We start from the raw sequence: 25,133 nt of genomic DNA, 5'->3' as shown, positions 1-25,133 counted from the left end.
GCCCGGGTCAGCACCCGAACTCGTGCAGCCGGTGAATAAATGTACACAGATTAATAACTTTTTCAGTGAAATCGATGTGCGATTCACTGTCCTGTCAATAGGACAGTGAATCGTCACGGCAATCCGCCTGCATGGTAGCGCCCGCACAACGCCGCGAATTCGCACAGAGCCGCAAGCAGCCACATGCTCGAACAGAGCCTTGTCGAAGTTCTATGGGATCAACGTCAAGTGGTTGTCAAATAGCGCCGCGGGTTTTCCATTGAAGATCAGCCCACGGGTCCGCACGACAAAGGAGCAGGCATATTTAAGCCAGCCTGAACCACTTCGGTTTCGTCATCGCACAACACCTTTTTGACGTGAGTGCCCGAGCGCAAAGCACGCGGTAACCTCCTCGATTGCATGGCACCGGTCAGACGAGGTCGTGCGCAGACTCCCCGCTTACAGAGCTCATCCCATGCCCATTCCAAACCAGAAGGTCCGCTGGAATCTTGATCTCCGGCGCACGGCGCTCATCGTTGTCGACATGCAGCGCGTGTTCTGTGAACCCGACGGTGCGCTGTACGTGCCGTCGACCGCCGATATCGTGGCACCGATCCGTGCGTTGACTCACGTGTTCCGTGCGGCAAGCATGCCTGTCATCTATTTGCGTCACGTCGTGCGCGGAGACGGCTCCGACACGGGACGCATGCGCGATCTGTATCCGAATGTGGACGAGATCCTCGCCCGCGGCGGACCGGGCATCGAGATCATCGACGCGCTCGCGCCGCAGCGTGGCGATATCGTGGTCGATAAACTCTTCTATAGCGGATTTCACAACACCGATCTCGACACGATCCTGCGTGCACGAGACGTCGACACCATCGTGATCTGCGGGACGGTGACCAATGTATGTTGCGAAACAACCGTGCGCGATGCCGTGCACCGCGAATACAAAGTCGTTGTACTCGCCGACGCCAACGCAGCGATGCCCTATCCGGACATGGGCTTTGGCCCTGTGTCGGCACAGGACGTCCAACGCATCGCGTTGACCACGATGGCCTATGAGTTCGCCGAAGTCTCCGACAGCGCCGATGTGCTCGCACGCCTGAATGCAATGGCAAACTGATCTGCATCCATCTTGGTGCGCGCTCCGTCATCTCCACACCCTGATCCGACCCGTGCACCGCACGCATGCTCCACATGCACCACGCTGACCATCGTCGACGCCCCCTCGCGCTTCGCTGCGCCACGTCAAGTACGGCGCCACACGCACCACGCCTTGCAAGTTGACCATTTGGTCAACACATGGCACGAACGTTGCCTGAGATTCCGCGCCGCGGAGCAAACGTTGCCCCGTTCCAAAGACATGAAACACACACCCGGGATGTCGAGTGCGTGTGGGTGACTCACATGAGCACTCACCCCTGCTCATTCAAATCAGGAGCTTTCCATGACGTTGCTTCAAGTCCCCGTCATCGACCTTGCCCCGTACTTTGAGGGAACACCAGAGGGACGCGAAAGCGTTGCCCGTCAGGTCGACGACGCCTGTCGGAGCATCGGGTTTCTCGTCATTACCAACCATGGGGTACCGGTCGAGCTCATCGATCGCGTGTCGGCCGTTTCCCGCACGTTCTTCGCGCTGCCTCTTGCGGACAAACGCAAGGTCGACCGCCCGCGCTTCGATGCAGTACGGGGCTATAGCGCCGTGTCGGAAGAAGGACTCTCGTACAGCCTCGAGGAAGCCGCGCCGGGCGATCTGAAGGAATCGTTCTCGATCGGTCCTGCCAATGTGCCGGACGACAACTATCATCGAGGCCCGGCGGCCGGACCGCACTTCGTTACGAATACGTATCCGCAGATCGCGGACTTTCGGGAATCGTGGGACTCGTACTTCGAGGTGATGAGCGAACTGTCGCGCTCGCTCATGCGCATTTTTGCGCTTGCACTTGACCTGCCAGAGCACTTCTTCGACGCGCGCATCGACAAACACATCAGCATGTTTCGCGTGCTGAGCTATCCGCCGCAGACCGAGACCCCGTTGCCGAATCAGTTGCGCGCCGGCGCACATAGCGACTACGGCAGTCTCACCATCGTGCGTCCCGATGACACAGGACTGCAGGTGCTCAATAAGGCCGGCGACTGGGTGGATGTCCCGATGATCGAAGGCTCGCTCGTGGTGAATATCGGCGACCTCATGATGCAGTGGACTAACGATCAATGGATCTCGACCGTCCATCGCGTGATCAATCCGCCAGCCGACAAAGCGAGCACCAATCGGAGGCTATCGCTTGTGTTCTTTCACCAGCCGAACTACGACGCGATGGTCGAATGCTTGCCGAGCTGTCTTGCACCTGGTGAGCGCCCGAAATACGCACCTATTTCCTCCGGCGATCATCTAACGTCCAAATTCGTCAAGCAAACCACGTTCGGCGGGACCAAAGCAGCGTAACCATGGCCCACCTATCCTATGTCAATGTCTTTGCGAGCGACGTCGTGGCGCTCAGCGGCTTCTATCAACGTGTTTTCGGGTTCGACGAGGTCGAAGCCATCCGCTCGCCGATTTTCCGGGGCATCGATGCGGGCCATACGTGCATTGGTTTTAACGCGCACGACGCATACGGGCTGCTCCATCTCGACGAATATGCCGACACGCGCGGCATCAAGTTTTTGCTTAACTTCGACGTGGATACTCAGGCCGATGTCGATCGCCTCGTTCCCGTCGCTCAGCAAAGCGGCGCCACGCTCGTCAAGGCGCCCTACGTGACCTACTACAACTGGTATCAGGCCGTCCTGCTCGACCCCGAGGGCAATGTGTTCCGGATCAATCACGTGATCGAGCAGGCACGTCGCTCACACGTGCAATGAGTCACGACGTTCACGCGCAGCGAGCACTCGGGTTCGAGATTCCACAACATTCTCACTTCACGACGACAGGCACTCCATGCTTCGAAAGCTGCTCACCGGCATCGTCCTTTCCTCGCTCGCGGCGCTGGCTTCGACCGAGGCGATCGCCGACGGCTTCACACTGAAAGACAAACCCAAGATCGCAATGCTCGACTTCGGTCCCAAGAACGACGGTGGATGGGGCCAGGCCTTCGATGAAGCACGCCAGAAAATGGAAGCGGCGCTCGGTCAGAAGATCATGTTCGTCGAAAGCATCCCTGAAGATGCATCGGCGATCGACCCGGTCGTCGAACGCTTTATCTCACGCGGGGCCAACATCATTATCGGAACCGCGTTCGGCTATTCCGACGCGTTCAAGGCCCTCGCCGCCAAACATCCCGAGGTCGCATTCCTCGACGCATCGGGAACCACGAACGGCCCGAACCTCGAGTCGTTCTACGGCCGCACCTACGAAAGCCAGTATCTATGCGGCATGGCGGCAGCCTCGGTCTCGAAGACCGGCAAGCTCGGCTTTGTCGCTGCGAATCCGTTTGGCGTCGTGAACTGGACGATCAACGCCTACGAGCTGGGTGCACGCAAAATCAATCCGAACGCAACAACGACCGTCGTCTACACCGGCGCCTGGAATGATCCGGTCAAGGAGCGCGCTGCTGCGATGGCGCTCATCGACCACGGTGCCGATGTGATCGGACAGCACGTCGATACGCCAACGCCCCAGGTTGTGGCGCAAGAGCGTGGCGTCTACGGCACCGGCCATCATCGCGATCTCAGCGAATTCGCGCCCAAAGCGACGGTGTGTTCGTCAGTCTGGGTCTGGGACAAGTTCCTCGTGCCCGAGATCAAGCGGATCGAGGCGGGTAACTGGAAGCCGGCGCCGTACGGAGCATTCATCGAGATGAAGGACGGCGGTACCGACATTTCGCCACTCGGCGCGGCCGTGCCTGCCGACAAGAAAAAGATCATCCTCGCCGAGCGCGACGCGATCATTCACGGCAAGCAGATCTATCAAGGGCCGATCACCGATCGCGACGGCAAGCTGCGTGTGCCCGCAGGACAAGTCCTGTCGGATGCCGATCTCTGGAAGATGGACTGGTTTGTGCCCGGCGTCATCACTCAAAAATAACAGACCTGCGCGACGAGCCTACACGATGGTTGACGCACTCCGACTCACCGGTATCCGCAAGACGTTCGACGGATTCGTCGCGCTCGACGATGCCCATTTTGCCTTGCATTGGGGCGAGGTCCACGCCTTGCTAGGAGAAAACGGCGCCGGAAAATCATCGCTGATGAACATCGCGGCGGGCCTGTATGCGCCCGAAACAGGTTCGATGCATGTCGATGACAATCCCGTGCGTTTCACCGGTCCTCGCGACGCTGCCGCTCACCGGATCGGCATGGTCCACCAGCATTTCAAGCTCGTATCGACCTTCACGGTCGCAGAGAATGTCTTGCTCGGCATGCCACGCAATGACTTTCGTTCGCACCGTCATCGCCTCAAGGCGTTACGCGATGCGATCGTGTCGCAAGCCGATGCGCTTGGATTCGCCATCGACCCCGACCGCCGTGTTGGCACGCTGTCGATCGCCGAGCAGCAGCGTGCAGAGATTCTCAAGGTACTGCTCGCTGGAGCGCGTATCGTCATTCTCGATGAGCCGACCGCGGTGCTGACGGATCAGGAGGCCGGCCGCCTCCTCGAAGCGATGAAGGCGCTTACCCGACGAGGCGCCGCGGTCGCGCTGGTGACGCACAAGATTGCCGACGTGCAGCGCCATGCCAATCGCGTGACCATCATGCGCGCAGGGCGCACCATCGCAACACTCGACCCACAAACAACGATTGAGAGCGATCTCGTCGCGGCCGCGCTTGGCGAAGCGCTGCCGGTGACCGAGCGCCGGCCCGGCACGCCTCGTGAAGTTCGGTTCTCGATGCGGGGCGTATGTGCCCGGGGATCACGCGAATCGACGGGCTCCAGCAGTTCCAGCGACCCGCGCAATGCACTCCATCACGTCGACCTCGTGGTGCGCTCGGGCGAAATTTACGGCCTCGCGGGTGTCGGGGGCAATGGGCAAAGCGAGATCGTCGCGGCGATCATGGGTTTGCTTTCCATTACGCACGGCACGATCGAGCTGGCAGGTGTGGGCGATCTGTCCGGGTTGAGCGCGGAAGCACGCCGCTCGCTGGGTCTGGCCGTGATTCCTGCGGATCGATATCGGCTCGCGCTTGCGGGCGCCCTGTCGGTGTCCGACAACTTTGGTGTCGCCCACCTTCAGGAGGGCCGCTATGGCGGCATGCTTCGCATCGATCGTCGCAAGCTCGATGCCGAGACACAAGCGGCGATCTCGGCGTTCGATGTCCGTGGTGTGCGTACCGTGACGCAGAAGGTCGCCCTGTTATCGGGCGGCAATGCGCAGAAACTCGTGATTGCGCGCGAGTTCAGCCGCGATCTGCGGTTCGTCGTCGCGCACAGCCCGAGCCGCGGTCTCGACGTCCGTGCAACGGCGCAGATTCATGAAAGGTTGCGCGCCGCGCGCGACGCGGGCGCCGGTTTGCTGTTGATCAGCGAGGATCTCGACGAAATACTGAGTCTAGCCGACAGAGTAGGTGTGATTTCGCGCGGGGCGATCGTCGCCGAGTTCGACGCGCCCGCCGACCGTCATGCGATCGGCGAGGCGATGATCTCCGGACGCCATGCCCCGAGTGCGCAGAGCATATCGGACGCGTCCGATGCGGCGCACACCTATCTCTCACCGACCTCCGAATCTGTGTCATCTCATGTTTCTTAAACGATCCACCCTGGGCGGCGCAACGTCAGCGGACCAGCGCCCTTTGAAATCGTCGATCCCATGGCTCTCACGACGCTACACGATCGAGATCCGCCAACAGATCGGGCCGACCCGGCGGATCGCGATCGTGATGGCTGCCCTCGCGTTGGGCATCCTGATCAGCGGCGCGATCCTGGTTGCTGCCGGGGTCTCGCCGAGCGATCTGGCTTCGGAGTTCATCGTACAGACACTGTTCGATGCACAAAGCCTGCGCGCGGTGCTTTTCCAGGCTGCACCGCTGATCGTGACGGGTCTCGCAGCGGCGATCGCATTTCGTGCACGCTTCTGGAATCTCGGCCTCGAAGGCCAGATGATCATGGGTGCCGTGTGCGCCACCGCCGTTTCGATACACGACGTCGGTTCGCCGACGGCACGCATGGCGCTCATGGCGCTCGCCTCCCTTGCCGGCGGCCTGGCATGGGTGATCGCACCGCTCGCGTTGCGCCTGCACCTCGGTATCAACGAGATGATCTCAACGCTGATGCTCAACTATGTCGCGGGCAACTTCCTGCTATTCCTGCTCTACGGTGCGTGGAAGGATCCGAATGACGCATTTCCGCATTCCCGGCAATATGCGGCGTTCGAACGCTTGCCGACGCTGGCAGGCGGACTCAGCAGCGCACTGCTCGTCGCGGTCGCCGTGGTGCTCGCGGCATGGTGGCTACTCGAGCGCAGCCGCGCGAGTCTCTATCTACGCTTCATCCATGCCAACGACAGCGTGGCGCGTGCCGTCGGCGTTCCCCTGAGACGTTTGCTGATCGGCGCGGTCCTCGTGTCCGGCGCGCTGTCCGGTCTGTCGGGATGGTTGATCTGCGCGGGACAGGAAAATCGGCTCACTCAGTCGTTCTACAGCGGATACGGTTTTTCGGGCGTGTTGATCGCCTTTCTTGCGCGCAACAACCCGCTCGGGGCATTGGGTGTCGCGCTGCTTGTCGCCGTGTTGTTTGTTGCCGGCCGAAGTTTGCAGGTTTTCTATCAAGTTCCTTTTTCCATGGTGCAACTGATCCAGGCCATTCTTGTGATCAGTGTCGCGGCTTCGGACTTTCTCGTGCGTCATCGCTTTCAACCTGTTGCCACGCGAGCCGAGTGACATGGACTTCCTGACGATCTGGCTCGCAAGCGTTCCCGACTTCGCCGTGCCCTTCGCATTGACGGCACTCGGGCTGATCGTGACCGAGCGCTCAGGGGTGCTTTCGCTCGGCGCCGAGGGCTACATGCTCGTCGGGGCGGTCGCGGCAATCGGTGCGCAGATCGCAACGGGTCATCCCCAACTGGCCTTGCTGGTCGCGATGTTCGGCGCGAGCGTCGTGTCGAGCCTCTTCGCCATCATGACCATATGGCTGCGGATCAATCAGATCATCTCGGGCCTCGCCATCGTATTCCTGTGCGAAGGCGGTACGGGACTCATCGGCACCATGCTGGGATGGACCAATCACCCTGTGGCTGGGCTGGGTGTGCTCGACCCGGCCTCGTTTGTTCCGGTTGCGTGGATCCGGCGGTTGTTCGAGCAAAATGCGATCGTCTATTTGACTCCGCTCATCTTTGCGGCGGTCGCCAGCTACCTGTACCGGACGACATCGGGACTGAGACTTCGCGCGGTCGGCGAGAATCCCCAGGCCGCTGACGCAGCCGGGATTGCAGTGCTTCGTTACCGGTTCGTCGCAGTGATGGCGGGATCGGCACTCATCGGCCTAGCGGGCGCCTATATCTCGCTCGTCAGCACCAAACTCTGGATTCCGGGTATGACGGGGGGACGCGGCTGGATTTCGATCGGGTTAGTGATCTTCGCGCGCTGGTCACCCTGGCGGGCGCTCGCAGGTGCTTTGCTGTTTGGCGGCATCGAAGCATTGATCCCTCAACTTGCTGCCAGCGGCGTCGCGTTGCCCCAATACTTCGTACTGATGAGCCCGTACCTGATCACGCTTGGCGTCATGATCTGGGTCGCGTTGAAAACGCAAGACGGTGGCGGCGCACCTGCAAGCATCGGCGACCCCTATCTGCGTGAGGAACGACGCTAGCTCGGGCACGACGTCCTGTCGCTCGGAGATCATTTTCATACGTGGACACGCTGGCCGGTCATTCGCCAGGCGAGGGACTTTTCGTCTACTTAAGGTACCGCGTCTTACTTGCGTGTATGACACGCCTACTTGCCCCAACCTGCATCGATATCGCTGAGTCCTGCCGGGGAATGTGGACCGTGCAGATCTGAAGATAACGGCGAATTTGAAGTTCCCCGTTTTTCCGGTCCATTTTCGATGCAAGCTAGCGACCGCTTAGTGCCCGGCCTTTCCCTTGCAACAGCGTCTGTCGGCCGAAGACGGCGGGCGGAACGTTGTTGGGAGCCATATGAGGTCGACTCTCGTCGTAGTCATGGCGCCGGGCCTCGATGATGGATTTCGTGTGTTCGATCGAGTCGAACCGGTGGAAGTTCAAGCATTCGTCACGCAACGATACGTTGAAGGTTTCGATCAAGGCCTTGTCGGTGGGCTTACCCGGCCGCCTAAAGTCGATCCGAACGCCGTGGTGATCCGCCCACACGTCCACCAAGCGCCCCGAGAATTCGTTGCCGTTATCGGCGACGCACAAAGGCCGCCCCCGTTGCGCGTCGAATCGATTGAACGCAGCCACCACGTTCTCGTCGCGAAGCCGCGTATCCATGTCAACGGCCATCGCCTCGCGCGTGAACACATCGACGATCGTCAGCGCGCGGAAACGTATCTGATTGCTCAACTGATCCGAGATGAAGTCTAGGCTCCACGCCTGATTCGCGGCGCTAGGCGCCATGCGCCGCTGACGTCGCACCATCATCTTGTGACGCCGAGTCTGCTCGCCGCGCAGCGCCAAGCCCTCCTTCGAGTACACGCGCTCGACCAGATACTTGGTCACCTGCCAGCCTTCGCGATTGAGCAGGATCCAAATGCGACGTGAACCGCACTTCGACATGGGCAGGGTAATTTCCTGGGAAGCACGTCCTGAAAAACGAACTTGTAGAGCGTCAGCGCGACGACCACCCGCTTGAGCTTGGCAGTTTCGTCCTGCAGTTGCCTGAGCTCGCGCTCGGGGAAGCCCCTCTTCCAGCGGTAAAACGTCTGCTCCGAAATACCGACCTGACGCGTGAGCTCTGCGACCGGCATGCCCAGCTCGGCCCGCTTGAGCACCGCGACGATCTGTTCGACTGAGAACCGTCTGCGATTCGTGACCGCCTACATTCCCAGAAGGTTTACGTCGTCAGACTAGCACTTTTATCCGACCGGATTTAACGGGACACATCAGTGTGTCGATCATGGCACGCGCCCACAAAGTCTGGCTCATGTTCGAACCGGCTGCTCCGCACCGTCCAACGCAACAGGTGTTGTGAGCCGACGAAGCAACATGACGGCTACGGGCACAAGCGTTTTCGCTATGGTCCGCAGGACACGGATACTATGACTGTGGCTCGATAACTCTGTGTTCTCCACGCAGGGGCTCTAGCACTTCGCCGCAATCCTGGAACAGGAACGTGACGTCGCTAGCCGGCATCGGTTTCCCGAAAAGATACCCCTGCGCAAAATCGCAGCGGAGGCTACAAAGCCAAAGAACCACGTCTTCGTCCTCAACCCCCTCAGCGGTCGTCTTGACGCCCAGGCCATTCGCAAGCCCGACGACGGCTGAGACAATCTGAGCGTGCCCCGCGACCTCCCGGTTGAGGAACGAGCGGTCTACCTTGATTTTGTCGATCGGAAGATGGGTCAGGTGATAGATCCCAGAATAGCCGGTCCCAAAGTCGTCGAGTGCGACGCTCATTCCCAATGATCGCAGCTTCACCAGGTTGTCCCGGACCGCTGAGAGGTTGGAGAAAAGTGCCTGCTCAGTAATTTCAATTTCCAGCCTGCTTGGTACAAACGCATACTGGATGACTGCGTCGTATAGGCGATCCGCAAAACTCGTATCTTCAAGCATCGACGCGGTAACGTTGATTGCGAACACCAGCTGATTGGGCCATCGCGCCGCATAGGCAATTGACTGCTTCAACAAAGAAAACGTCACTTCGGGGAGCAGGCCCAGACGGTCCAGGAACGGAATGAATTCCGCCGGCATCTGCATTCCGCGGTGAGGACAATGCCAACGCGCCAATATTTCGAATCCAACGACTTTCCGATGAGGCAGACTGACGACCGGTTGAAAAAACGGTTCTATCCCGCCTTGCTCCACAGCAAGTATCAAATCAGATTCAAACTGGCTGTCAAGCTTCTGTGCTTCTTCGTAACTCGGATCATAGAAGTGAAACGCGGCGCGGCCAGCTCTTTTTCCTCGGTGCATCGCATGGTCAGCACAACGCATAAGCGTGTCGGGGTGCACGGCATCGATATGAGCAATGCTTATTCCAATGGTCGCACCCACCGAGGTCATGTGTGCCAGTGATTCGAGTGGAGCGCAAACGCCCGTCAGGATGCGTTTTGCCAACGCTGTAAGGCTTCCCTTGTTGTCGTCGTCGATGAGCAGGGCAAATTCGTCTCCTCCAATACGGGCAACACAACCACCTGTCTCAATTCCGATATCGCTAAGGCGCTCCGCAATTTCACACAAGACCTTGTCTCCTACGGCGTGGCCATGACTGTCGTTCACGCGTTTGAACCTATCAAGGTCGACAAGGAAAATGGCAGCGGCGCGAGGTGTCTGCTCTAGCACGGAAGCTAGATGCTCACGGAACACGCGTCGGTTAAGGAGTCCCGTAAGTGGGTCATGGCTAGCAAGTTCGTTGCTTAGTGCCTCCTCACGTCTTAGCGCCAGATATCCATCATTCTGGATGCGAAGTGAGCGCCCCAGCCACACTGAGGGAATAATCAGCGCGATGGCCGCGAACGTCGTCGACGTGAGGATGAAGCGCCAACGTTCGGCGGCCTCAAATGATTGCTCATAACTGAGCCCGAGGGCATGCATGGTCCAGCTTTCGAGCCTGATTTCCCACGCACAGGATAACGCGAAGACCGTTGTGAGCACGGTCGCAATTAAGGTACCGACGTGTCGGTATATTTTTCCATGAAGAACGAGCATGCCTGACCGAGCCGAGACTATTTCATAAGTTATCGGCACGGATACAAACGAACTGAAGTTTGTGAAAACCCCGATCGACGGTTCGGCATATGCCCTGAATCGTTCAACTTCGCCGCCACCAAGGCCCCTACGAGGTTCGCCGCACATACCGGCGTTTGATGCCAGCCAGCCGTCGCGACGTTCGTCACAAGTCCCTGGTCCGTCCCTCAGTGGGTACAACGTCGCAGACACGAGAAGTGCGAACGCCTCGGGGCGAACTCGCAGGGAGGTTGGACGTGGCAAAGGTGTGCCAGGTGGCGAAGACGGCCGGGTCGGTCGGCCGGTCGGCCGCAGGCTTCAGGAGCGCTATGTTGTGCTCGGCTTTGTCCATTCAAGCGACGCCCGCCCCATGCGATGAGGCAGCGTTGATGATCGGCGCGAATGGATGTGGTTGTGCCGCACAAGATCAGTTACGACGGACACGTAACTCGACAAAGGGCGGTGCCAGCCCCTGATGTCCACGTGCTCCGCGGGAAGAGAACTTGGTGTGTATCTGCACCGCATCGAACAAGCCTAGGTCTTTCGCGCCCAGCGGCCAACAGGGTCGCTCGACGGCGGCGGACGGTGGAGGAACAAAGGGCTCCGTATCGGTGCGTCGCACGTTCGGAAACACTTGAGAATCGGCTTCGAAACTGCCTGCCACTTCTGGCGCGGGCATTCATCAGGCCATGGTAGACATTCACACCGCAGTAGACGCATCCGAATCTAGAGGTGAGTTCGCCACGTAGTGCCTTGATCCGCCTGGCCACATATTCGGAGCCACCAGGCGGGACATCGCCCCTTTGGTTACTGCAGGGGTCTGTCCAGGTCCGCATGCCGATGCTGATGGCGAGCTTCAGGTGGTTTTGCTTTTGACGGGCGCGGACGCTACACAATTTGTCAGGCAGCCAGTTGGAGACGAGGTTTTTGCACCATGGACATTCCCTGGACGTGACCCATCGCGCCGGGCTCGAATCTCGAGCAGAAGTCGCGTGCACCGTCGGAGGTGGGCTCATCGCTTGAGGTCCACACCTCGAGCGCGCTGCTGCCGCGAGTCCCGCCGCATACATGTTGCAACTAAAGCTCAGCGTGAGGGTCAACGCGCACCTATCGCACAATGGGCCAGCTTCGTCTCTAGCGAACTAGCGGCGCCCCGTCTGGATCCCAAGATTAACAATGGCTACGTGAGCGGTCACGCGGTCGCTCCAGATCGGTCGGGCTGCCCACTTGAACGCGTGCGCCTATGTCCGCTTTGCCGGCGAATGTTGTGCCGCCCGACCACCAATTGCGATGGTGGCAACCTTTAGCGTCCAGGTGCGGCAGAGCCTTGCCGTGCCTCGGTGCCGGCCAACTCGTCGAGAGCCTTGCGCATCTTGTCAAGATCGCCGCCGCCATTGAGATCGACTAGGTTGGGCGTCGGTATGCCGCACTGTCGCCAATCAGAATTCACGAGATCAGCGCCATAGGTCGGCTGCACGCGAAAGCCCCAGGCACCTATCGCCTCTTCGCTAACAACGCCGGCTCTCGTCGCCATTTGTTCGGGATGACAGATCGAGCGACCGACCAGATCCGATAATGCCTTCAGCTTGGACCGGTCCTCTGCTGTTTCCGGGATGTGCAACGTCCTTCGAATTTCGCGCAGGGCCAGCAACATGGATAAGGCGCGATCGTGGTAGATCAGCGCCCGCGAGCCACGGACAAGTTCGGAATCGAGATAGCCATCGTCGTGAACGGACGCCAGGAAGTATCGCCACACCTCGTTTTGAAAATCGAACGCGTCCCTGTCACTCGTAAGCAAGGCATAACCTGCCGCAGTCGCTCCATCTTCGTAGCACAGGTTACCCTCCCTGTTTCCTTGCGCGAGACGCTGACGATCTCCCTTGATCTTTTCGTTCACCAAGTGCCCAAGCCATGGTGTGACCTCCGGCCCCAGTTCCTGTCCTTGCGCGCGCAACTTCAATGCGAGCATCACCATGCCGCGCGTAAACTCTCCTTTGTCAACACCGCCCTCACGGCTGTAGCGCCCGTTCGCATCGACCGTCGTCGCCATGGCGTCCGCCGCCGCCCAGGTTTGCAACAACAGATTGGCGCAGGTTGAGGAGAGATCCGTCAGCCTGCTCCACGCTGGCTTGCCATCGAGCGACTGCGTCTCGTACGAAAGAAAGTCGTTGATGGGTTGCCGATCCCGACCGAGCTCCGCTTCTTTGGCAGGATCGACAGTCGATCCTTTAGCATCGGAATAAAACTCCGGTCCACTGACGTTCATCACTGGCGGATATTGAGGGCACGCCGGCGCTGCATGCGTGGCGGGGATAAACAGGAACATCACAGCCAACGTTGGGCCGAAGGCTTTCATAGCTGCGTTACCCCAATTTTCGAATTGGAATCCTATCCCGCGTATGCGGGAATTGTGTTCGATTGGGTCGCCATTCTACGTTGCGCTAAAAGCGCGCGCTGTGAGGTATTCTCGGCATGAGAATACCTCTGAATCCTGCGGCTAGCCTCAAGCCCGACCGGTCGCGACGTCCAATGGGTCGGAAACATCGGGCGGAAACGCGCCCACTCGTCCGTATAGCGCCAATTTGACAACGACCAGTTGCGGCGGCGTCGCTCCTTCACCTATCGGCCCGCGCGGCTAACGATAGGCCTGTATGGCAATTGTCTGCAGCCTAGGCATGCCCTCGATCAACTGCGTCCTTAGACTCCGGAGATTCACGGCGAACTAATGCGCATTCGACATCAATTGCTGCGTAGCTTCGGACGTCTACTTGCGACTCCCTCTCGCCTAAGCCGGGCCATCGATGACAAGTCAAAAGCCCCGCGTCGAATCGCCACCGCAGCGCTGCTGAGACAAGTCTTCTGCAAGCGGTGACAGCCGGGCGCATCGGTGACGCCGGTTGCCTCGTTAGAACCCCTCGGTCAAACAGCGGCCACGTCGCAGAAAGGGTAGCCGGCGACAAAGCGTAATCAGCATCCGCACAAATTTCATCAGAGGCGGGCCTCATTATCCGCCTGCCCATGGTGGATCCAACCGATCTCGTTGTGATGGTCGTAGGCTGGCTTGTTGCCGTTTGGCGTGCGTCCGACCTCGTCACCGGCCTAGATCACTGTTGGCGGCGTATCCGATTGAGATACGTCACGATCGGCTCACCCAAGCAACGTATGCGGCGCGGACTTTTGTGGGCACATTACGCCACAAAGTCGGTGAATCGAAGATGACCAGTCGGCGTCGGCCTCGATTGTCCCGGTGTCATGCCCGCAAAGAACCACCGCCCACACGGAAAAATGCGACCGCCTCCGTAAGTTGTCGCCCCTGGGTCTCGAGCGACGCCGAAGCGGCCGCCGCTTCTTCTACTAGGGCTGCATTTTGCTGTGTCACCTCGTCCATTTGGGTGATCGCAAGGCTGACTTGCTCGATGCCACGACTTTGCTCACCGGACGCCGCAGCGATCTCGCTCATAATATCCGTTACACGTGCAACCGCCTGATTAACTTCTTTCATCGTTATGCCGGCCGCGTCAGCGAGTTCTGAACCATCTTGAACCCTCTTCGCCGAAGCATTGAGAAGCTCCTTAATCTCCTTAGCCGCAACTGAAGATCGCTGTGCAAGATTTCTCACCTCACTCGCCACGACAGCGAATCCACGCCCTTGCTCGCCTGCGCGAGCCGCCTCAACAGCTGCGTTGAGAGCGAGGATGTTGGTCTGAAACGCTATGCCTTCGATAATTCCGGTGATATCCGCGACCTTCGTCGAGTTCTGGTTGATGCTCGTCATCGTTGTCACGACCTGCCCGACGACTGCACTGCCTTTCTGCGCGATTTCCGATGCACTCGCCGCGAGCGCACTCGCCCGCTGCGCATTCTCCGCATTTTGTCTCACCGTTGCTGTCAGTTCCTCCATACTGGACGAGGTTTCTTGTAGGGCCGACGCTTGCTCTTCGGTTCGCGAGGACAAGTCCTGATTACCCGACGCAATCTGGCTCGACCCAATCGCAATATTGTCTGCCGACGTTCGAACCTTTCCGATCAAGCTGACGAGACTCAGCTGCATCGCACTCATTGAGGCAAGTACGCTGTCCGACGGTGCATCTTGCGCGCCCATAACGGGGCCTAAGTCTCCGGCGGCTACCTGCTTTGTGACTTCTCTCAATACTATCGGCTCAGCACCGAGGGCGCGCAACAGAGCGCGTGTAATTAAGAAACCTGATGCAACCGCAATCACGATGGCACCGAAACAGATGCCAAGGAGCAGATTGCGCTGGCCGGTGAGGTGCCTCTCTGACTCCAGGACCATTGCGTTTGCCCGCTGACCGGTATAACTCGCATACTCGTTTGTCGCCTTTATTAGAGCAGCAAGCAAAGGTCTGCACTTTGTGTCTATAGCCTCGATGGCAGCCTCGCGCTGGTGATCTAGCGCAAGCCTGTCAATTTCTAGAGCTACTGGCCGATAGAGTGTCTCGACGCGAGAAATCTCCGCCGCGAGCCCGCGTGCCTTGTCGCTGATGTCGGTAGCGCCGGATACCAATGAATCGAATCGCGCGAGACTCGTCTCTACTCTCTGCTCGGCATCGCTAACCGCCTTCTTTTCTACTTCGATGTCGGCTGGCGACGCTACGAGCACTAGGTTGCGTACTGCCATGGCGCGGTCGTCCACCGCCGCTCGCACCGACGCAGCAGCCTCGGCTCGCGCGTTTATTCCTCCGACGAAACCCGCAAAGCGTTCGTTCGCTTCGTTCAGGGCATTGATCGCAAGTCCCGATACGAGCAACACCATTATCGCGAGCATGCCAAACGTCAACGCGAGACTGGTCCTCATGGTCATTTGTCTGAAGGTCATGCTTCACCACTCCTGTGCTTGCGGCGTTTATGCGTCAACCTCTATATCGACATTACAGACGCCCGCTGAATGGCTCCGGCGAGGAAAATCGATAGTTCAGGGTTTACACATTGCTGAAAACTCAATTGTCCTATCAATTCCATGAAGTGGTGTCCTAGCCCCCCAGGATGGACATGTTGCACGTCAGGCGCGTTTCGGAACATTCTTGTCCGGCATTGCAAGGCGCGACGAACCTGATCCCAAGGATCGGACGGTTAGAATGACCAAGTTCGCGCGTCTTACGTTCATTCGATCGATGAAGGCCTGCGAATGCCATTGCGTGGCGTCGGACGCACCGGCATCGGCGAACGTCAGACCGGGCGCCTGACACAGGAGAGGCAACGCAAATGGCTCATGGCGCTCACTTCACGGCATCGGCATCACACCAGCAACCATCACCTGGTTGAAGGACCGAAAGATCGAGAACTCGCTCGTTCGTGAGTGCCGCCGCGAGTTCGGTTCGATTTTCGCCAGCGAGAGTTGCGCGAGCGGCACGGCGTCGTGTTGGATACCGAGATGCTCAAGTGTCTGACGATGGGCGCGGATTTGAGGATCTCCGTGTGGTTCGACGAACGAACGCCAACGTATTCGCGACTGATTTTCGTCGACGATGCGTCGACGCGACTGACGACACCTCGAGAGCAACGAATCGACCCCCAGCCATTTCAATCCATCACTCGAGCGCGTGTAGCGCTTACGGTAAATCGGGCAGTTTGAAGTCGACATGGCCTCGTTGTTTTAAGTCGACTGCCCCCCGACGCTTCAAGCTGCGGTGCGAAGACCTTGTCTTCGGCCAGGGTGGTTCCGATCATGACGCTATAGTTTGTCTCTTGTCGGCAGGTCACCTCGACCAACCGCGCACGGGCGCTCATGTTTCTGTCGACAGCGATGCGTATCACTTCTACTACTTCACGCATCGCTTCGGACGGGAAGCCCCTGGTTGAGCGCAACCGCACTCGGTGCCTGCCCAGAGTTAGCCAGTCGGTGTCGAATTCCAAGATTTCCTCCGTCTCAGATTTCTCTACACGCCAAGATAGGACCCTTCCAAAATAATTCAAGGGCGCACGCACGTTTCGCTATAGCTAACTCGCGGCGAAAGCATGCTGCTCGCGTACACGAGGCGTTTTGCTTCGGCGGCGGCAGTGATTCAGCGCGAAGGTCATCTCAAATTCTCCAACGCGTCGGCGCTGATGACAAAGGACTCATGCTGCACGGAACCGCAACACTGCGCGCAGTGAAATCGATCTCCTTGCGACGAGTCTAGCGGACATCTGGGCGAATCTGTGCCAACAGCTGGCGAGTTACGAGGCTGATAGTTCGCGCGGGCGGACAACCCCTTACTTGGCCATTTCGGTCGCGCCTTAGCGAGCTTGAAGACGTCGTTCTGGCGAATGACCTCGATAAAATCCGGATCGTCGGCGCAAGCTCGATGTCAACCGATACGCTCGATAACATAGCCGCATGGATCGCCGTTTGTTCGCGAGGAGACAACTGCGAAGTCGATGATTCGGATACACGCCGCTCCGATTGACGATGCAGTCGTGACGACCGGAAGACGCACCGCGACAAAGTGGGCGGCTAGCGTTCGAACTTACAGCAGCACGGAGGAGATAAACGCTGTGTCGGCACGGTCGTCGAGCAGACCTGCACAAGCGCGCTCAAGCTCGCCGAACTGAAGACCTTCGAGAAAACATGATGCGCAGAATATTTTTGAGTATGACCGGACGCAGCCCCTCGATCCGGCTTCAATATAGCACCGGAATTTCTGTTCCACGCGCCAAGGTCCACGCCGCTTCGTAACGGTGAAAGTAACTGGCCAGCCCGAATCGGAAGCCCTCGAAGAAGACCTTCATCGGCAGTCGCGCCGCGCTTATTGAATCCCATGTTATGGTGGCCATGGCCTAGCGCTGCCATGTCGAGGGAGACTTTGCAGGTAAGTTCTTCACCGACCGAGATCTGTAACAAATCGGCGATAGTTCCTGCTGTGCAGCCCTGCGGGAAGTCGGGACGGCAGACGAGACTTGCTGGATGTCATGATTTGATCAAATGACACACATTGAAATCAGATAGCTCGAACGCACCGCTCTTCCGGATCTACACGGCCGAACGAGGCTCATCCGTCTGCCATGAGATGGCGCATCACGAGCACTGGATCAGCAATGTCCAAAACGAGTCTTCGCAAGATGCGCCTGCGCATATGTTCTTCGTCGAGAGTCCAAGGCGCACCCTTCTCGCTAAGATAGCTTGCAAGGGCATCGCGGTTCTCAGCACCAGCGGGAAGATCTAGCCGCACGGCCAGTAGGCTCGCCACAACGTCATCGACTTCTACATCCAGCGGCCTCGAATCAATGATGAGGTTCAGTTTCATGGCTATTTTGCACGGATAATCGGCGCGACCTGCAAACGTCAACGAGTCACGCCGTACGGCTTGCGTCAGGCAGCGATGAAGCCGCCCAGTGCCCAAGCACCTTCGTCAGTACTCCGTTTCTGGCGCCCCTATCTGCTAAGGCTTTACGGGGGCGCGGGAAGCCTCGGTGCAGTCCGCCCATTGTCTGGCGCAAACCGAAATAGAGGTGCCCGCAACAATTTCAAGAGCTATCAAACGCGGATATTTGTAACAAAACCTCTCTTCATCGGCGTAGGACTCGCGACACAGCGCCCAGGTGATATAGGCGCTAGGAGAATGAACGGAGGAGTCCGTCGCAACCTATCGCCTTTTTTGACTTGCAGCAGCGCTATTAGCGGGCTGGTGTATCCATGAAGTCGGGGGCTACATTTCAACTAAAAAATTTTCTGCGGCGGCCTTGAAAGGCCTCTCGACGCCCTTACTTCCGTCCCCACAGGGCAGCCGCTTTCAGTCTCGCGCTGCGTGTTTCAACTTGATTGTCCGCGGCATGGGGGCAGCTAAGATGATGCGCGTATGCTGCCTCCTCTTGCCTCGCGGGAGGAGAGCGAAAATGAGTGATGTGTTTATTGCACCGAACCTCTTCGGTGAGCTGGACCGTTTGCAGCGCCAAATGTCCAGCCTGTTCGGCGGGTTTCCCACGAGTCTTCGTTCGACACGTGTGGGCAAGTTCCCGCAAGTCAACGTCGGGTCGACCGACGAATCCATAGAGATCGTGGCATTCGCCCCGGGACTCGACATCAGCAAGCTGGACGTGTCCATCGAGAAGGGCTTGCTCACCATTTCCGGCCAACGGGACACGGAATATGACCGACTTCCCGAAGGGGCCAGACAGTACGCGCAGGAGCGTTTTACCGGTTCGTTCCGCCGCGCTATCGAGCTCCCTCAGCAAGCAGACCCGGATAAAGTTCAGGCCAAGTATGTGAATGGCTGTCTTTTAATCTCAGTTGGCAAGCGCGAAACGTCGAAGCCGCGCTCGATTACCGTTCAATGAGGTGACACCATGAGCGATTACACCAGCACCCAAATTGCAGAACGTGAGCAGGGCGCGGCGGTACGTCAGCGCGCAGCAGAGGAGAATCGCCGGCAGACTTTGACGCCGAGCGTCGACATCGTTGAAGATCGTCATAAGGTCACCCTGTGGGCAGACTTGCCGGGCGTCTCGAAAGAGCAGCTCGAAGTGAAGGTCCATGACGGCAGCTTAACCATTGAGGCAGAGTCTGTCGTGCACGTTCCGGCAAGCCTGCAACTCGCCCACAGCGAGGTTCGCGCGCCTTACTTTTCTCGCACGTTTACCGTCAGCGACGAATTCGACACATCAAAAGTCGAAGCGTCTTTGAAAAACGGCGTACTCACTCTGACAATCCCACGTCGAGAAGAAGCAAAACCGCGACGAGTTGAGATCGCGTCTGCGTGATGCCCGGTGGAGCAGCGATGGCTTTGTTGTCGCTGCTCCGTCAAGGTAACGAGTGAAGCTTCATGGCGCCCACGGCATGTTCGTGCAAAAAACGTAGTTAGCACCTTGCGTGCAGAAAGTTTTTCGCGCCGGAGAGCGGGCGCATTCCATTGCGGCCTAGTGTCAAGCAAAATGCATCGCCGAATTGGTGTGCCCTCACGGGATTTGTTGACAAGAGCCGCGCGGCAGAAATATGCCAGGTATCGCGACAACAACGGCCTCAACGGCATCTTTCCACTTACCCTGTCTTCAGGCCCTGTTCACAAATCCCAACGCGTCTCCATAAGGTGGGCGACACAACGCGTGTAAACGTCGAGCGATCGCGGATGCGAACGATTTAGCGTTACTCCGTAGTCGAACATTTCCAAGAGATCGTCGGGATGATCAACAGACAAGGCATCGACGCGCTCGATTTCTCGCGCGACGATGCCTGCGCGGCTTGCGATCATTGATCGCCTTATCACATCATCGCGATCTACCAGGTAAAGATTTGAGCATTCGACGAGCTCGTCCACCGCCATCCATTGACCGGTCGTCCGCCTCACAAAAAGCTCCGATACGACAACGAGAGCAAGCATTTCCGCTTGCGCAAGAAGATTGCGACGAAGTTTGGAAGGCATACGTATTCCACGGTTGACCCACGGCCAGTGCGGCGACGGCGACGATGTCGCAACTCAAAATACTCATTTGTTCGGGCATAATTTTTCTGCGTGCTCTCTCGCGCCGACTCGTGTCGTAGCTCAACAGGCCGGCAATCAACGACGAGGAGATAACCAATCGAGTGTCAGCATCGCGCGCTTCCTCGAAGTCGGCGCGACCGCCGAATCCCCGAGACAACAGACAACACCGTACCAGCTTTCGCGCCAGACTTTACCAAACACACCATGCTCAAGACTGAATAGTTGCTAGACGTGAGCTTGTCCCGTCGAATCAGGGAGGATGCTTCCCCTTGTGCTTCAACCGCGGCCTCTGCGCTGCCTGATCGGCTTCTCTTGTAACATAGAACTGGAGTCGCGGAGGCGCTTGTGAGGGAGGTTACCTTGTCGGTTCCAACGAACCTTGCATGGGACACCCGTTTCGCATGCCGCGGCGCGCATGGTCGCAAAACGCCTTCGCGCGACCTTCCTTCGGCCGTAGACTCGCCGGCGCTAGACAGTGTTATGCTCCGGCCATCGCCGCTCGGCAGCATTACCCCGCGTGGCGCTCTCCACGGGCGAGCTCGCTCATGTTTTCCGACCGTGTTCGCCGCCGTTTGCTACGACGCTATCGCGCCTGTCCCCGCGAGTCCGCTCGGGGCCGCTTGAAGTAAGCATCCGCGCTCTACGATCCGACACGCCCCCACTGCTTCGGCGCCTCAGCCAGTCGCGTCGCAGGCGAATGATCCACGCGCGGCGCGGGAACAGCGATTGCTCTCGCTCCCGCGCGAGAAGCTGCAAGACGTGCTGCAATCGACTGTATCTATCGGAAATCAGCAGGAGTAAGGCAGATGGGGGCGAAGTTTTCAGACTTGTTGAGGGTGGCTGTCTTGGCCGGATCGGCGGGCAGCTTGAATGACCTGCGCGCTATTGTCGCAGCACTTCCCCCTGATCCCGGCTTTGCCACGCTCGTTATCACACACCTCGATCCCTCTGAAGAAAGCCGGCTGGCCGACATCCTTCAGACCAATTGTCGTCTACCTGTCGAGAAGCTGGTTCACCTACGCAAAATCGAACATGGGCGGGTGTATGTGCTCCCCGAAAACGCCGGCGTGATCGCGCTGGACGGACACTTTCGACTCACGCGCCGCCAAGCGGGCCCCAATCTGGTCATTGACGCCTGCCTAGCCTCGCTCGCGCAGGATCCAGACGTAAATAGCGGGGCGGTCATACTTTCTGGAACGGGCGAGGATGGAGCACGAGGCCTTGTCGACCTCAAGGCGTCCGGTGGATTCGCAATCGCGCAAGAACCGCAGACCGCGAGTCACCAAGGCATGCCCTCCGCCGCGATTGACACCGGTCTTGTCGATGAGGTACTGCCTGCCGAAGACATCGTCGCGTGCCTGGTGCAGCGATTTAGTGATTCAACGCGCTTAGACGAGGGTGCGGAAGCACGAGAAGACAACGACGAACTCGGTAGCGCGTTGTCTATCGTGCAGCAGAAGACTGGGATCAATCTGGGCTACGTTAAGGGCGTAAACCTGCGTCGCCGCTTCCTTCGCCGCGTCCTGCTGCAAAAGGATCGCGATGTCGGCGCGTACTTGCAACTTCTACGAAGCGATGCCCGTGAAGCAGCGGCATTGCGCGACGACATATTGATCGGCGTCACCGCGTTCTTTCGCGATGCCGAATTCGTCAGCGTGCTACGCCAGTCGGTGATTCCCGGTCTGCTCGAGTTGAAGGACGATCCGATCCGCGTTTGGGTACCGGCCTGCTCGACGGGGGAGGAAGTCTATACCATCGCGACGTTGCTGAGGGATGCGCTTGACCGCGCGGGGCTTCACCGCCGGGTACAGATTTTCGGCACCGACATCAACGAAGCGTCGATCGAATTCGCACGCGCCGGCCGCTACAGTTCAAGTTCGGTCGAAGATGTACCGGAGGGGTTTCGCGAGAACACCTTCGCCGCGACCTCCGGCGGCTACGTCGTGCGGAAGTCGATTCGCGACATGTGTGTGTTCGCGCGGCACAACGTGTTGACTCACGCCCCCTTCTCCGGCATGGGTCTTGTCAGCTGCCGCAATCTCTTGATCTATCTGCGCAAAGAAGCGCAGCGACATGTGCTTGAAGCGCTGCACTATGCATGCCGCGCGGACGGCTTCGTGCTTCTCGGGCGCGCGGAGGCGGCGTCGGCGGCTGAAGGATTCGAACACGCGGGCGCGCCGCACCTTTATCGCAGAGTTGCGGTGGCGAGGCGTCAACAAGCAGTGTTTCCGACTAACGCACTACGACCGTGGGCAAGCGAAGGCGATCAACCTTCAGTTCGCCGGACGCAACCAATCGATCCGGTAATCGAAGCCGCTACCCGCGCCGCGCTGGAGCGCTATGCGCCCCCCGGGTTCGTCGTAGACGAGAAGGCAAACGTGGTGCATTTTCGCGGCAATGTGGCGGATTTCATAGCGCCGGCAAGCGGAGAAGCCTCGCTCGCCCTTCCGAGACTGCTCCGCCCCGAGCTAAATGTGACGGTGCGCACGGCGCTGATCGAGGCGAGACGGACGGGTCAGACGATTCGACGAGAACGCGTCGCGCTCGGAGAGAAGCTCTTTACGCTCGAAGTACTGCCGTTGGGCGGCGAGGATCTCGTGCCGCATTTCATGGTGACACTGCAGCCCTTGCGACAGGAAGCGCCTTCCGTGCATGACTCAGGATATGACACGCGCTCAAAAGGAAGTCAGGTTCAGGAACTCGAGCGCACAGTCGCTACGCTATCCGACGAGCTCGAGGCAACACAAGCGCAGTTGAAATCGGTGGTGGCCGAGTTTGAGTCGGCCAACGAGGAACTACGCACCGCCAATGAGGAGATGTTGAGCACGAACGAAGAGCTGCAAAGCGCGAACGAAGAACTGCTGCTAGCCAAGCAAGAACTCGAGTCGGCAAACCAAGAACTGGGTTCACTAAACGACGAACTCAGCTCGAGAAATCAGCAGCTCGACCGTGCCAACGATGATTTGACCAACTTGGTCGAAGGTATCCCGCTGCCCGTTGTACTGTTGGACAAGCAACTTCGCTTACGTCATTTCTCGCCGCAGGCGCAGACGCTGTTCGGTCTCCCGCCCGACAGCGTTGGCCAGCCAATGGCGCAACTGAGCCGCCTGTTCTCAGCTGCTGACATTGAGCGCATGGTGCAGTCCGCCGTCCAGGGACTGACGGAGGTCGAGCGCGAGTACCAAGACAACGAAGGACGCTGGTGGCTGGTCAACGTGCGCGCGTATCGAACCGCAGATGACCGCATCGACGGCGCCGTGCTTGCCGTACAGGATATTGACGAGCTCAAACGTGCCATCGAAGTTGCACGGTCTGCCCAGCGCGACGCTGAGCGGGCCAACGCAGCCAAGGACAATTTCCTCGCCATCGTCTCGCACGAGCTGCGCGCGCCGCTGAACGTTATCGCCGCCTGGGCAGCGGTTCTGAAAACGACGAGCGAACGTAGTTCCGAGGTCGAGGGGACCCCGCGGGAGCGCGCGGTTAGCGCAATATTGCAGCATTGCCAATCACAGGCAGCGCTGATCGACGACTTGCTGGACGTATCAAGAATCACTTCCGGCCGCTTTGCGCTTGACTCGCAGCTGGTTGACTTTGCGGCCGCTGTGCGTACTGTCGTGGAAGGTCTTCGGCCGGAAGCCGCAGCGAAGGGACTAGCGCTGCTCTCCTCCGGGTTGCATGATCAGGCCGTCGTGAACGGGGATGCTCGCCGACTGCAGCAGGTGGTGTCCAACCTGATCGGAAACGCGCTGAAATTTACGCCGCGAGGCGGTCGGGTCGAGGTTGCACTGACAAACTTGGGCACGCTGGTCGAACTCTCCGTTGTTGACAACGGTATCGGCGTCGAGCCCGCGCTTTTGTCGCAGCTATTCGATCGCTTCATGCAGTCGGATACAAGCCGCACACGCGAATACGGCGGACTGGGATTAGGCCTGTCGATCGTCAGGCACTTGGTTGCAGCGCACGGGGGCACAGTAGCGGTCAACAGCGAAGGTAAAGGTCGCGGTACGCGGCTAACCGTGCGCCTGCCGCTGGTGCAAAGTACCGCGATCAGCGACGAGAAATCGCAAGCCCCGGCCTCTACTCATCCGCCAACCCTGAACGGGTTGTCCGTGTTGCTCGTTGACGATGACGCGCAGTCGCAAGAGGCGCTGGCGCACCTGCTACGTAGCCTAGGGGCGCAAGTACAGACGGCGAGCGGTGCCGGCGAAGCACTCACATGTCTCGCTGCGGGCTCGTTCGATATACTGGTAAGCGATCTTGCGATGCCGGGCACCGATGGATACGCTCTGATGCAGGCGGTGAGAAGGCAAGAAAGTGGCCAGCGGCGCATTTATGCGCTAGCGCTCAGCGGCCTAGCTTCGCTGCAGGACAGAGACGCGGCCATCAACACCGGCTTCGATGACCACCTTCCCAAGCCCGTGAACGCCAATGTGCTACTCGAGAAGCTGTTGCTCAGACAAGGCCGCTGAACACAATGTTCCATGTGGCTCTGCCTTCGCCCATCGCTTCAGAACCGTGTCTTTCCCCAAATTTCCCCTGTCCGACATTGATGGCGCGACGCGTTCAGACAACAGGCGAATCCGCTAACTACGACGTCCCATGCCGGGCACATTGACCGCGAACGTTCGCCGGTGAGCAACGATGATGGCGCGACAAACCTGGGCACTTCATCGATGCGCCGGCTAGCGTCGTAAATCGCCAAAACTAAAAGGCACACAAGGGAACCTCGAAAGGCCCTTTTTTGTCCGCACACAAGCCGTGGCGTTCGCGCCAGTTGAACGTCCTAAGCGTCGTACGCCGACCGGCTCGTTCGCCCCTGACGATATAGCCCGAGGCCAGTGCCTTCGTTCATGACCTCGAGTCGAGCCCACGCAGATCCCGCAATCGATCGCACGTCAGCGATCATAAGCTGCACAGTCGAACGCTGCGCCCGATACAAAACTCTAGTACGGTCGTTGTG

General features: G+C 58.9%; 15 protein-coding genes and 2 pseudogenes. 10 read left to right on the top strand and 7 right to left on the bottom strand.

What is annotated here, in order from left to right; all coding sequences use genetic code 11:
* Nucleotides 1-454 precede the first annotated feature (454 nt).
* The 7 genes from ACMFWR_RS31615 (at nt 455) to ACMFWR_RS31585 (ending at nt 7,723) form a co-directional block, all read left to right on the top strand.
* Nucleotides 455-1,105, top strand: a complete 651-nt coding sequence (locus ACMFWR_RS31615; protein WP_413197728.1) for a cysteine hydrolase family protein — start codon at nt 455-457, stop codon at nt 1,103-1,105.
* Between the two features lie 324 nt (nt 1,106-1,429).
* Complete coding sequence (locus tag ACMFWR_RS31610) at nt 1,430-2,428, top strand: isopenicillin N synthase family dioxygenase (RefSeq protein WP_413197727.1); 999 nt, start codon at nt 1,430-1,432, stop codon at nt 2,426-2,428.
* A gap of 2 nt (nt 2,429-2,430) precedes the next feature.
* Complete coding sequence (locus ACMFWR_RS31605) at nt 2,431-2,844, top strand: VOC family protein (protein ID WP_413197726.1); 414 nt, start codon at nt 2,431-2,433, stop codon at nt 2,842-2,844.
* Nucleotides 2,845-2,920: 76 nt separating this feature from the next.
* The gene (locus ACMFWR_RS31600) at nt 2,921-4,006 is read left to right on the top strand and encodes a BMP family ABC transporter substrate-binding protein (RefSeq protein ID WP_413197725.1); all 1,086 of its coding nucleotides are present in this window, start codon (nt 2,921-2,923) and stop codon (nt 4,004-4,006) included.
* 25 nt (nt 4,007-4,031) lie between these two features.
* Nucleotides 4,032-5,666 (top strand): ABC transporter ATP-binding protein, encoded by a 1,635-nt coding sequence (locus ACMFWR_RS31595; RefSeq protein ID WP_413197724.1) that lies wholly within the window; start codon nt 4,032-4,034, stop codon nt 5,664-5,666.
* Nucleotides 5,656-6,795, top strand: coding sequence for an ABC transporter permease (locus tag ACMFWR_RS31590; protein ID WP_413197723.1), 1,140 nt, complete (start codon nt 5,656-5,658; stop codon nt 6,793-6,795). The genes ACMFWR_RS31595 and ACMFWR_RS31590 overlap by 11 nt, the downstream gene beginning before the upstream one ends.
* Nucleotide 6,796: 1 nt before the next feature.
* On the top strand, nt 6,797-7,723 hold the full coding sequence (locus ACMFWR_RS31585) for an ABC transporter permease (protein WP_413197722.1): 927 nt from the start codon (nt 6,797-6,799) through the stop codon (nt 7,721-7,723).
* 244 nt (nt 7,724-7,967) lie between these two features.
* On the opposite strand, the pseudogene ACMFWR_RS31580 reads toward ACMFWR_RS31585, so the two are convergent.
* The 6 genes and pseudogenes from ACMFWR_RS31580 to ACMFWR_RS31555 all read right to left on the bottom strand — a co-directional run bounded on the left by ACMFWR_RS31580 (nt 7,968) and on the right by ACMFWR_RS31555 (nt 18,001).
* Nucleotides 7,968-8,872: pseudogene (locus ACMFWR_RS31580) on the bottom strand (IS3 family transposase).
* 256 nt (nt 8,873-9,128) lie between these two features.
* A complete protein-coding gene (locus ACMFWR_RS31575) occupies nt 9,129-10,739 on the bottom strand; it encodes a putative bifunctional diguanylate cyclase/phosphodiesterase (protein WP_413197721.1) in 1,611 nt (536 codons plus the stop codon).
* 1,321 nt (nt 10,740-12,060) lie between these two features.
* Nucleotides 12,061-13,113 carry an alginate lyase family protein gene (locus ACMFWR_RS31570; protein WP_413197720.1) on the bottom strand — a complete coding sequence of 351 codons (1,053 nt, stop codon included), beginning with the start codon at nt 13,111-13,113 and terminating at the stop codon, nt 12,061-12,063.
* A gap of 894 nt (nt 13,114-14,007) precedes the next feature.
* On the bottom strand, nt 14,008-15,594 hold the full coding sequence (locus ACMFWR_RS31565) for a methyl-accepting chemotaxis protein (RefSeq protein WP_413197719.1): 1,587 nt from the start codon (nt 15,592-15,594) through the stop codon (nt 14,008-14,010).
* A 794-nt stretch (nt 15,595-16,388) separates the two neighbouring features.
* Nucleotides 16,389-16,631: pseudogene (locus tag ACMFWR_RS31560) on the bottom strand (hypothetical protein); the annotation flags it as partial.
* A gap of 1,115 nt (nt 16,632-17,746) precedes the next feature.
* A complete protein-coding gene (locus ACMFWR_RS31555; protein WP_413197718.1) occupies nt 17,747-18,001 on the bottom strand; it encodes a hypothetical protein in 255 nt (84 codons plus the stop codon).
* Between the two features lie 589 nt (nt 18,002-18,590).
* Here ACMFWR_RS31555 and ACMFWR_RS31550 point away from each other — a divergent pair.
* Nucleotides 18,591-19,031: an Hsp20/alpha crystallin family protein gene (locus ACMFWR_RS31550; protein WP_413197717.1), complete on the top strand. Its 441-nt coding sequence runs from the start codon at nt 18,591-18,593 to the stop codon at nt 19,029-19,031.
* A 9-nt stretch (nt 19,032-19,040) separates the two neighbouring features.
* On the top strand, nt 19,041-19,454 hold the full coding sequence (locus ACMFWR_RS31545; protein WP_413197716.1) for an Hsp20/alpha crystallin family protein: 414 nt from the start codon (nt 19,041-19,043) through the stop codon (nt 19,452-19,454).
* A gap of 299 nt (nt 19,455-19,753) precedes the next feature.
* Here the strand turns inward: ACMFWR_RS31545 and ACMFWR_RS31540 are convergent, their stop codons facing one another.
* The gene (locus ACMFWR_RS31540; RefSeq protein WP_413197715.1) at nt 19,754-20,113 is read right to left on the bottom strand and encodes a hypothetical protein; all 360 of its coding nucleotides are present in this window, start codon (nt 20,111-20,113) and stop codon (nt 19,754-19,756) included.
* Between the two features lie 866 nt (nt 20,114-20,979).
* Between ACMFWR_RS31540 and ACMFWR_RS31535 the strand changes: the two genes are divergently transcribed.
* A complete protein-coding gene (locus tag ACMFWR_RS31535) occupies nt 20,980-24,642 on the top strand; it encodes a CheR family methyltransferase (RefSeq protein WP_413197714.1) in 3,663 nt (1,220 codons plus the stop codon).
* Nucleotides 24,643-25,133: the final 491 nt, after the last annotated feature.

Source organism: Pararobbsia alpina (assembly GCF_965118125.1).
Classification (GTDB): Bacteria; Pseudomonadota; Gammaproteobacteria; order Burkholderiales; family Burkholderiaceae; genus Pararobbsia; species Pararobbsia alpina_A.
The sequence above is the reverse complement of the archived record's forward strand: the minus strand, read 5'-3'. Positions and strand labels throughout refer to the sequence as shown.

What these genes read in the sequence shown, in the direction of transcription:
- ACMFWR_RS31615 (WP_413197728.1), top strand. Translation starts at nt 455, where the DNA reads ATGCCCATTCCAAACCAGAAGGTCCGCTGGAATCTTGATCTCCGGCGC.
- ACMFWR_RS31610 (WP_413197727.1), top strand. Translation starts at nt 1,430, where the DNA reads ATGACGTTGCTTCAAGTCCCCGTCATCGACCTTGCCCCGTACTTTGAG.
- ACMFWR_RS31605 (WP_413197726.1), top strand. Translation starts at nt 2,431, where the DNA reads ATGGCCCACCTATCCTATGTCAATGTCTTTGCGAGCGACGTCGTGGCG.
- ACMFWR_RS31600 (WP_413197725.1), top strand. Translation starts at nt 2,921, where the DNA reads ATGCTTCGAAAGCTGCTCACCGGCATCGTCCTTTCCTCGCTCGCGGCG.
- ACMFWR_RS31595 (WP_413197724.1), top strand. Translation starts at nt 4,032, where the DNA reads ATGGTTGACGCACTCCGACTCACCGGTATCCGCAAGACGTTCGACGGA.
- ACMFWR_RS31590 (WP_413197723.1), top strand. Translation starts at nt 5,656, where the DNA reads ATGTTTCTTAAACGATCCACCCTGGGCGGCGCAACGTCAGCGGACCAG.
- ACMFWR_RS31585 (WP_413197722.1), top strand. Translation starts at nt 6,797, where the DNA reads ATGGACTTCCTGACGATCTGGCTCGCAAGCGTTCCCGACTTCGCCGTG.
- ACMFWR_RS31575 (WP_413197721.1), bottom strand. Translation starts at nt 10,739, where the DNA reads ATGCTCGTTCTTCATGGAAAAATATACCGACACGTCGGTACCTTAATT.
- ACMFWR_RS31570 (WP_413197720.1), bottom strand. Translation starts at nt 13,113, where the DNA reads ATGAAAGCCTTCGGCCCAACGTTGGCTGTGATGTTCCTGTTTATCCCC.
- ACMFWR_RS31565 (WP_413197719.1), bottom strand. Translation starts at nt 15,594, where the DNA reads ATGACCTTCAGACAAATGACCATGAGGACCAGTCTCGCGTTGACGTTT.
- ACMFWR_RS31555 (WP_413197718.1), bottom strand. Translation starts at nt 18,001, where the DNA reads ATGAAACTGAACCTCATCATTGATTCGAGGCCGCTGGATGTAGAAGTC.
- ACMFWR_RS31550 (WP_413197717.1), top strand. Translation starts at nt 18,591, where the DNA reads ATGAGTGATGTGTTTATTGCACCGAACCTCTTCGGTGAGCTGGACCGT.
- ACMFWR_RS31545 (WP_413197716.1), top strand. Translation starts at nt 19,041, where the DNA reads ATGAGCGATTACACCAGCACCCAAATTGCAGAACGTGAGCAGGGCGCG.
- ACMFWR_RS31540 (WP_413197715.1), bottom strand. Translation starts at nt 20,113, where the DNA reads ATGCCTTCCAAACTTCGTCGCAATCTTCTTGCGCAAGCGGAAATGCTT.
- ACMFWR_RS31535 (WP_413197714.1), top strand. Translation starts at nt 20,980, where the DNA reads ATGGGGGCGAAGTTTTCAGACTTGTTGAGGGTGGCTGTCTTGGCCGGA.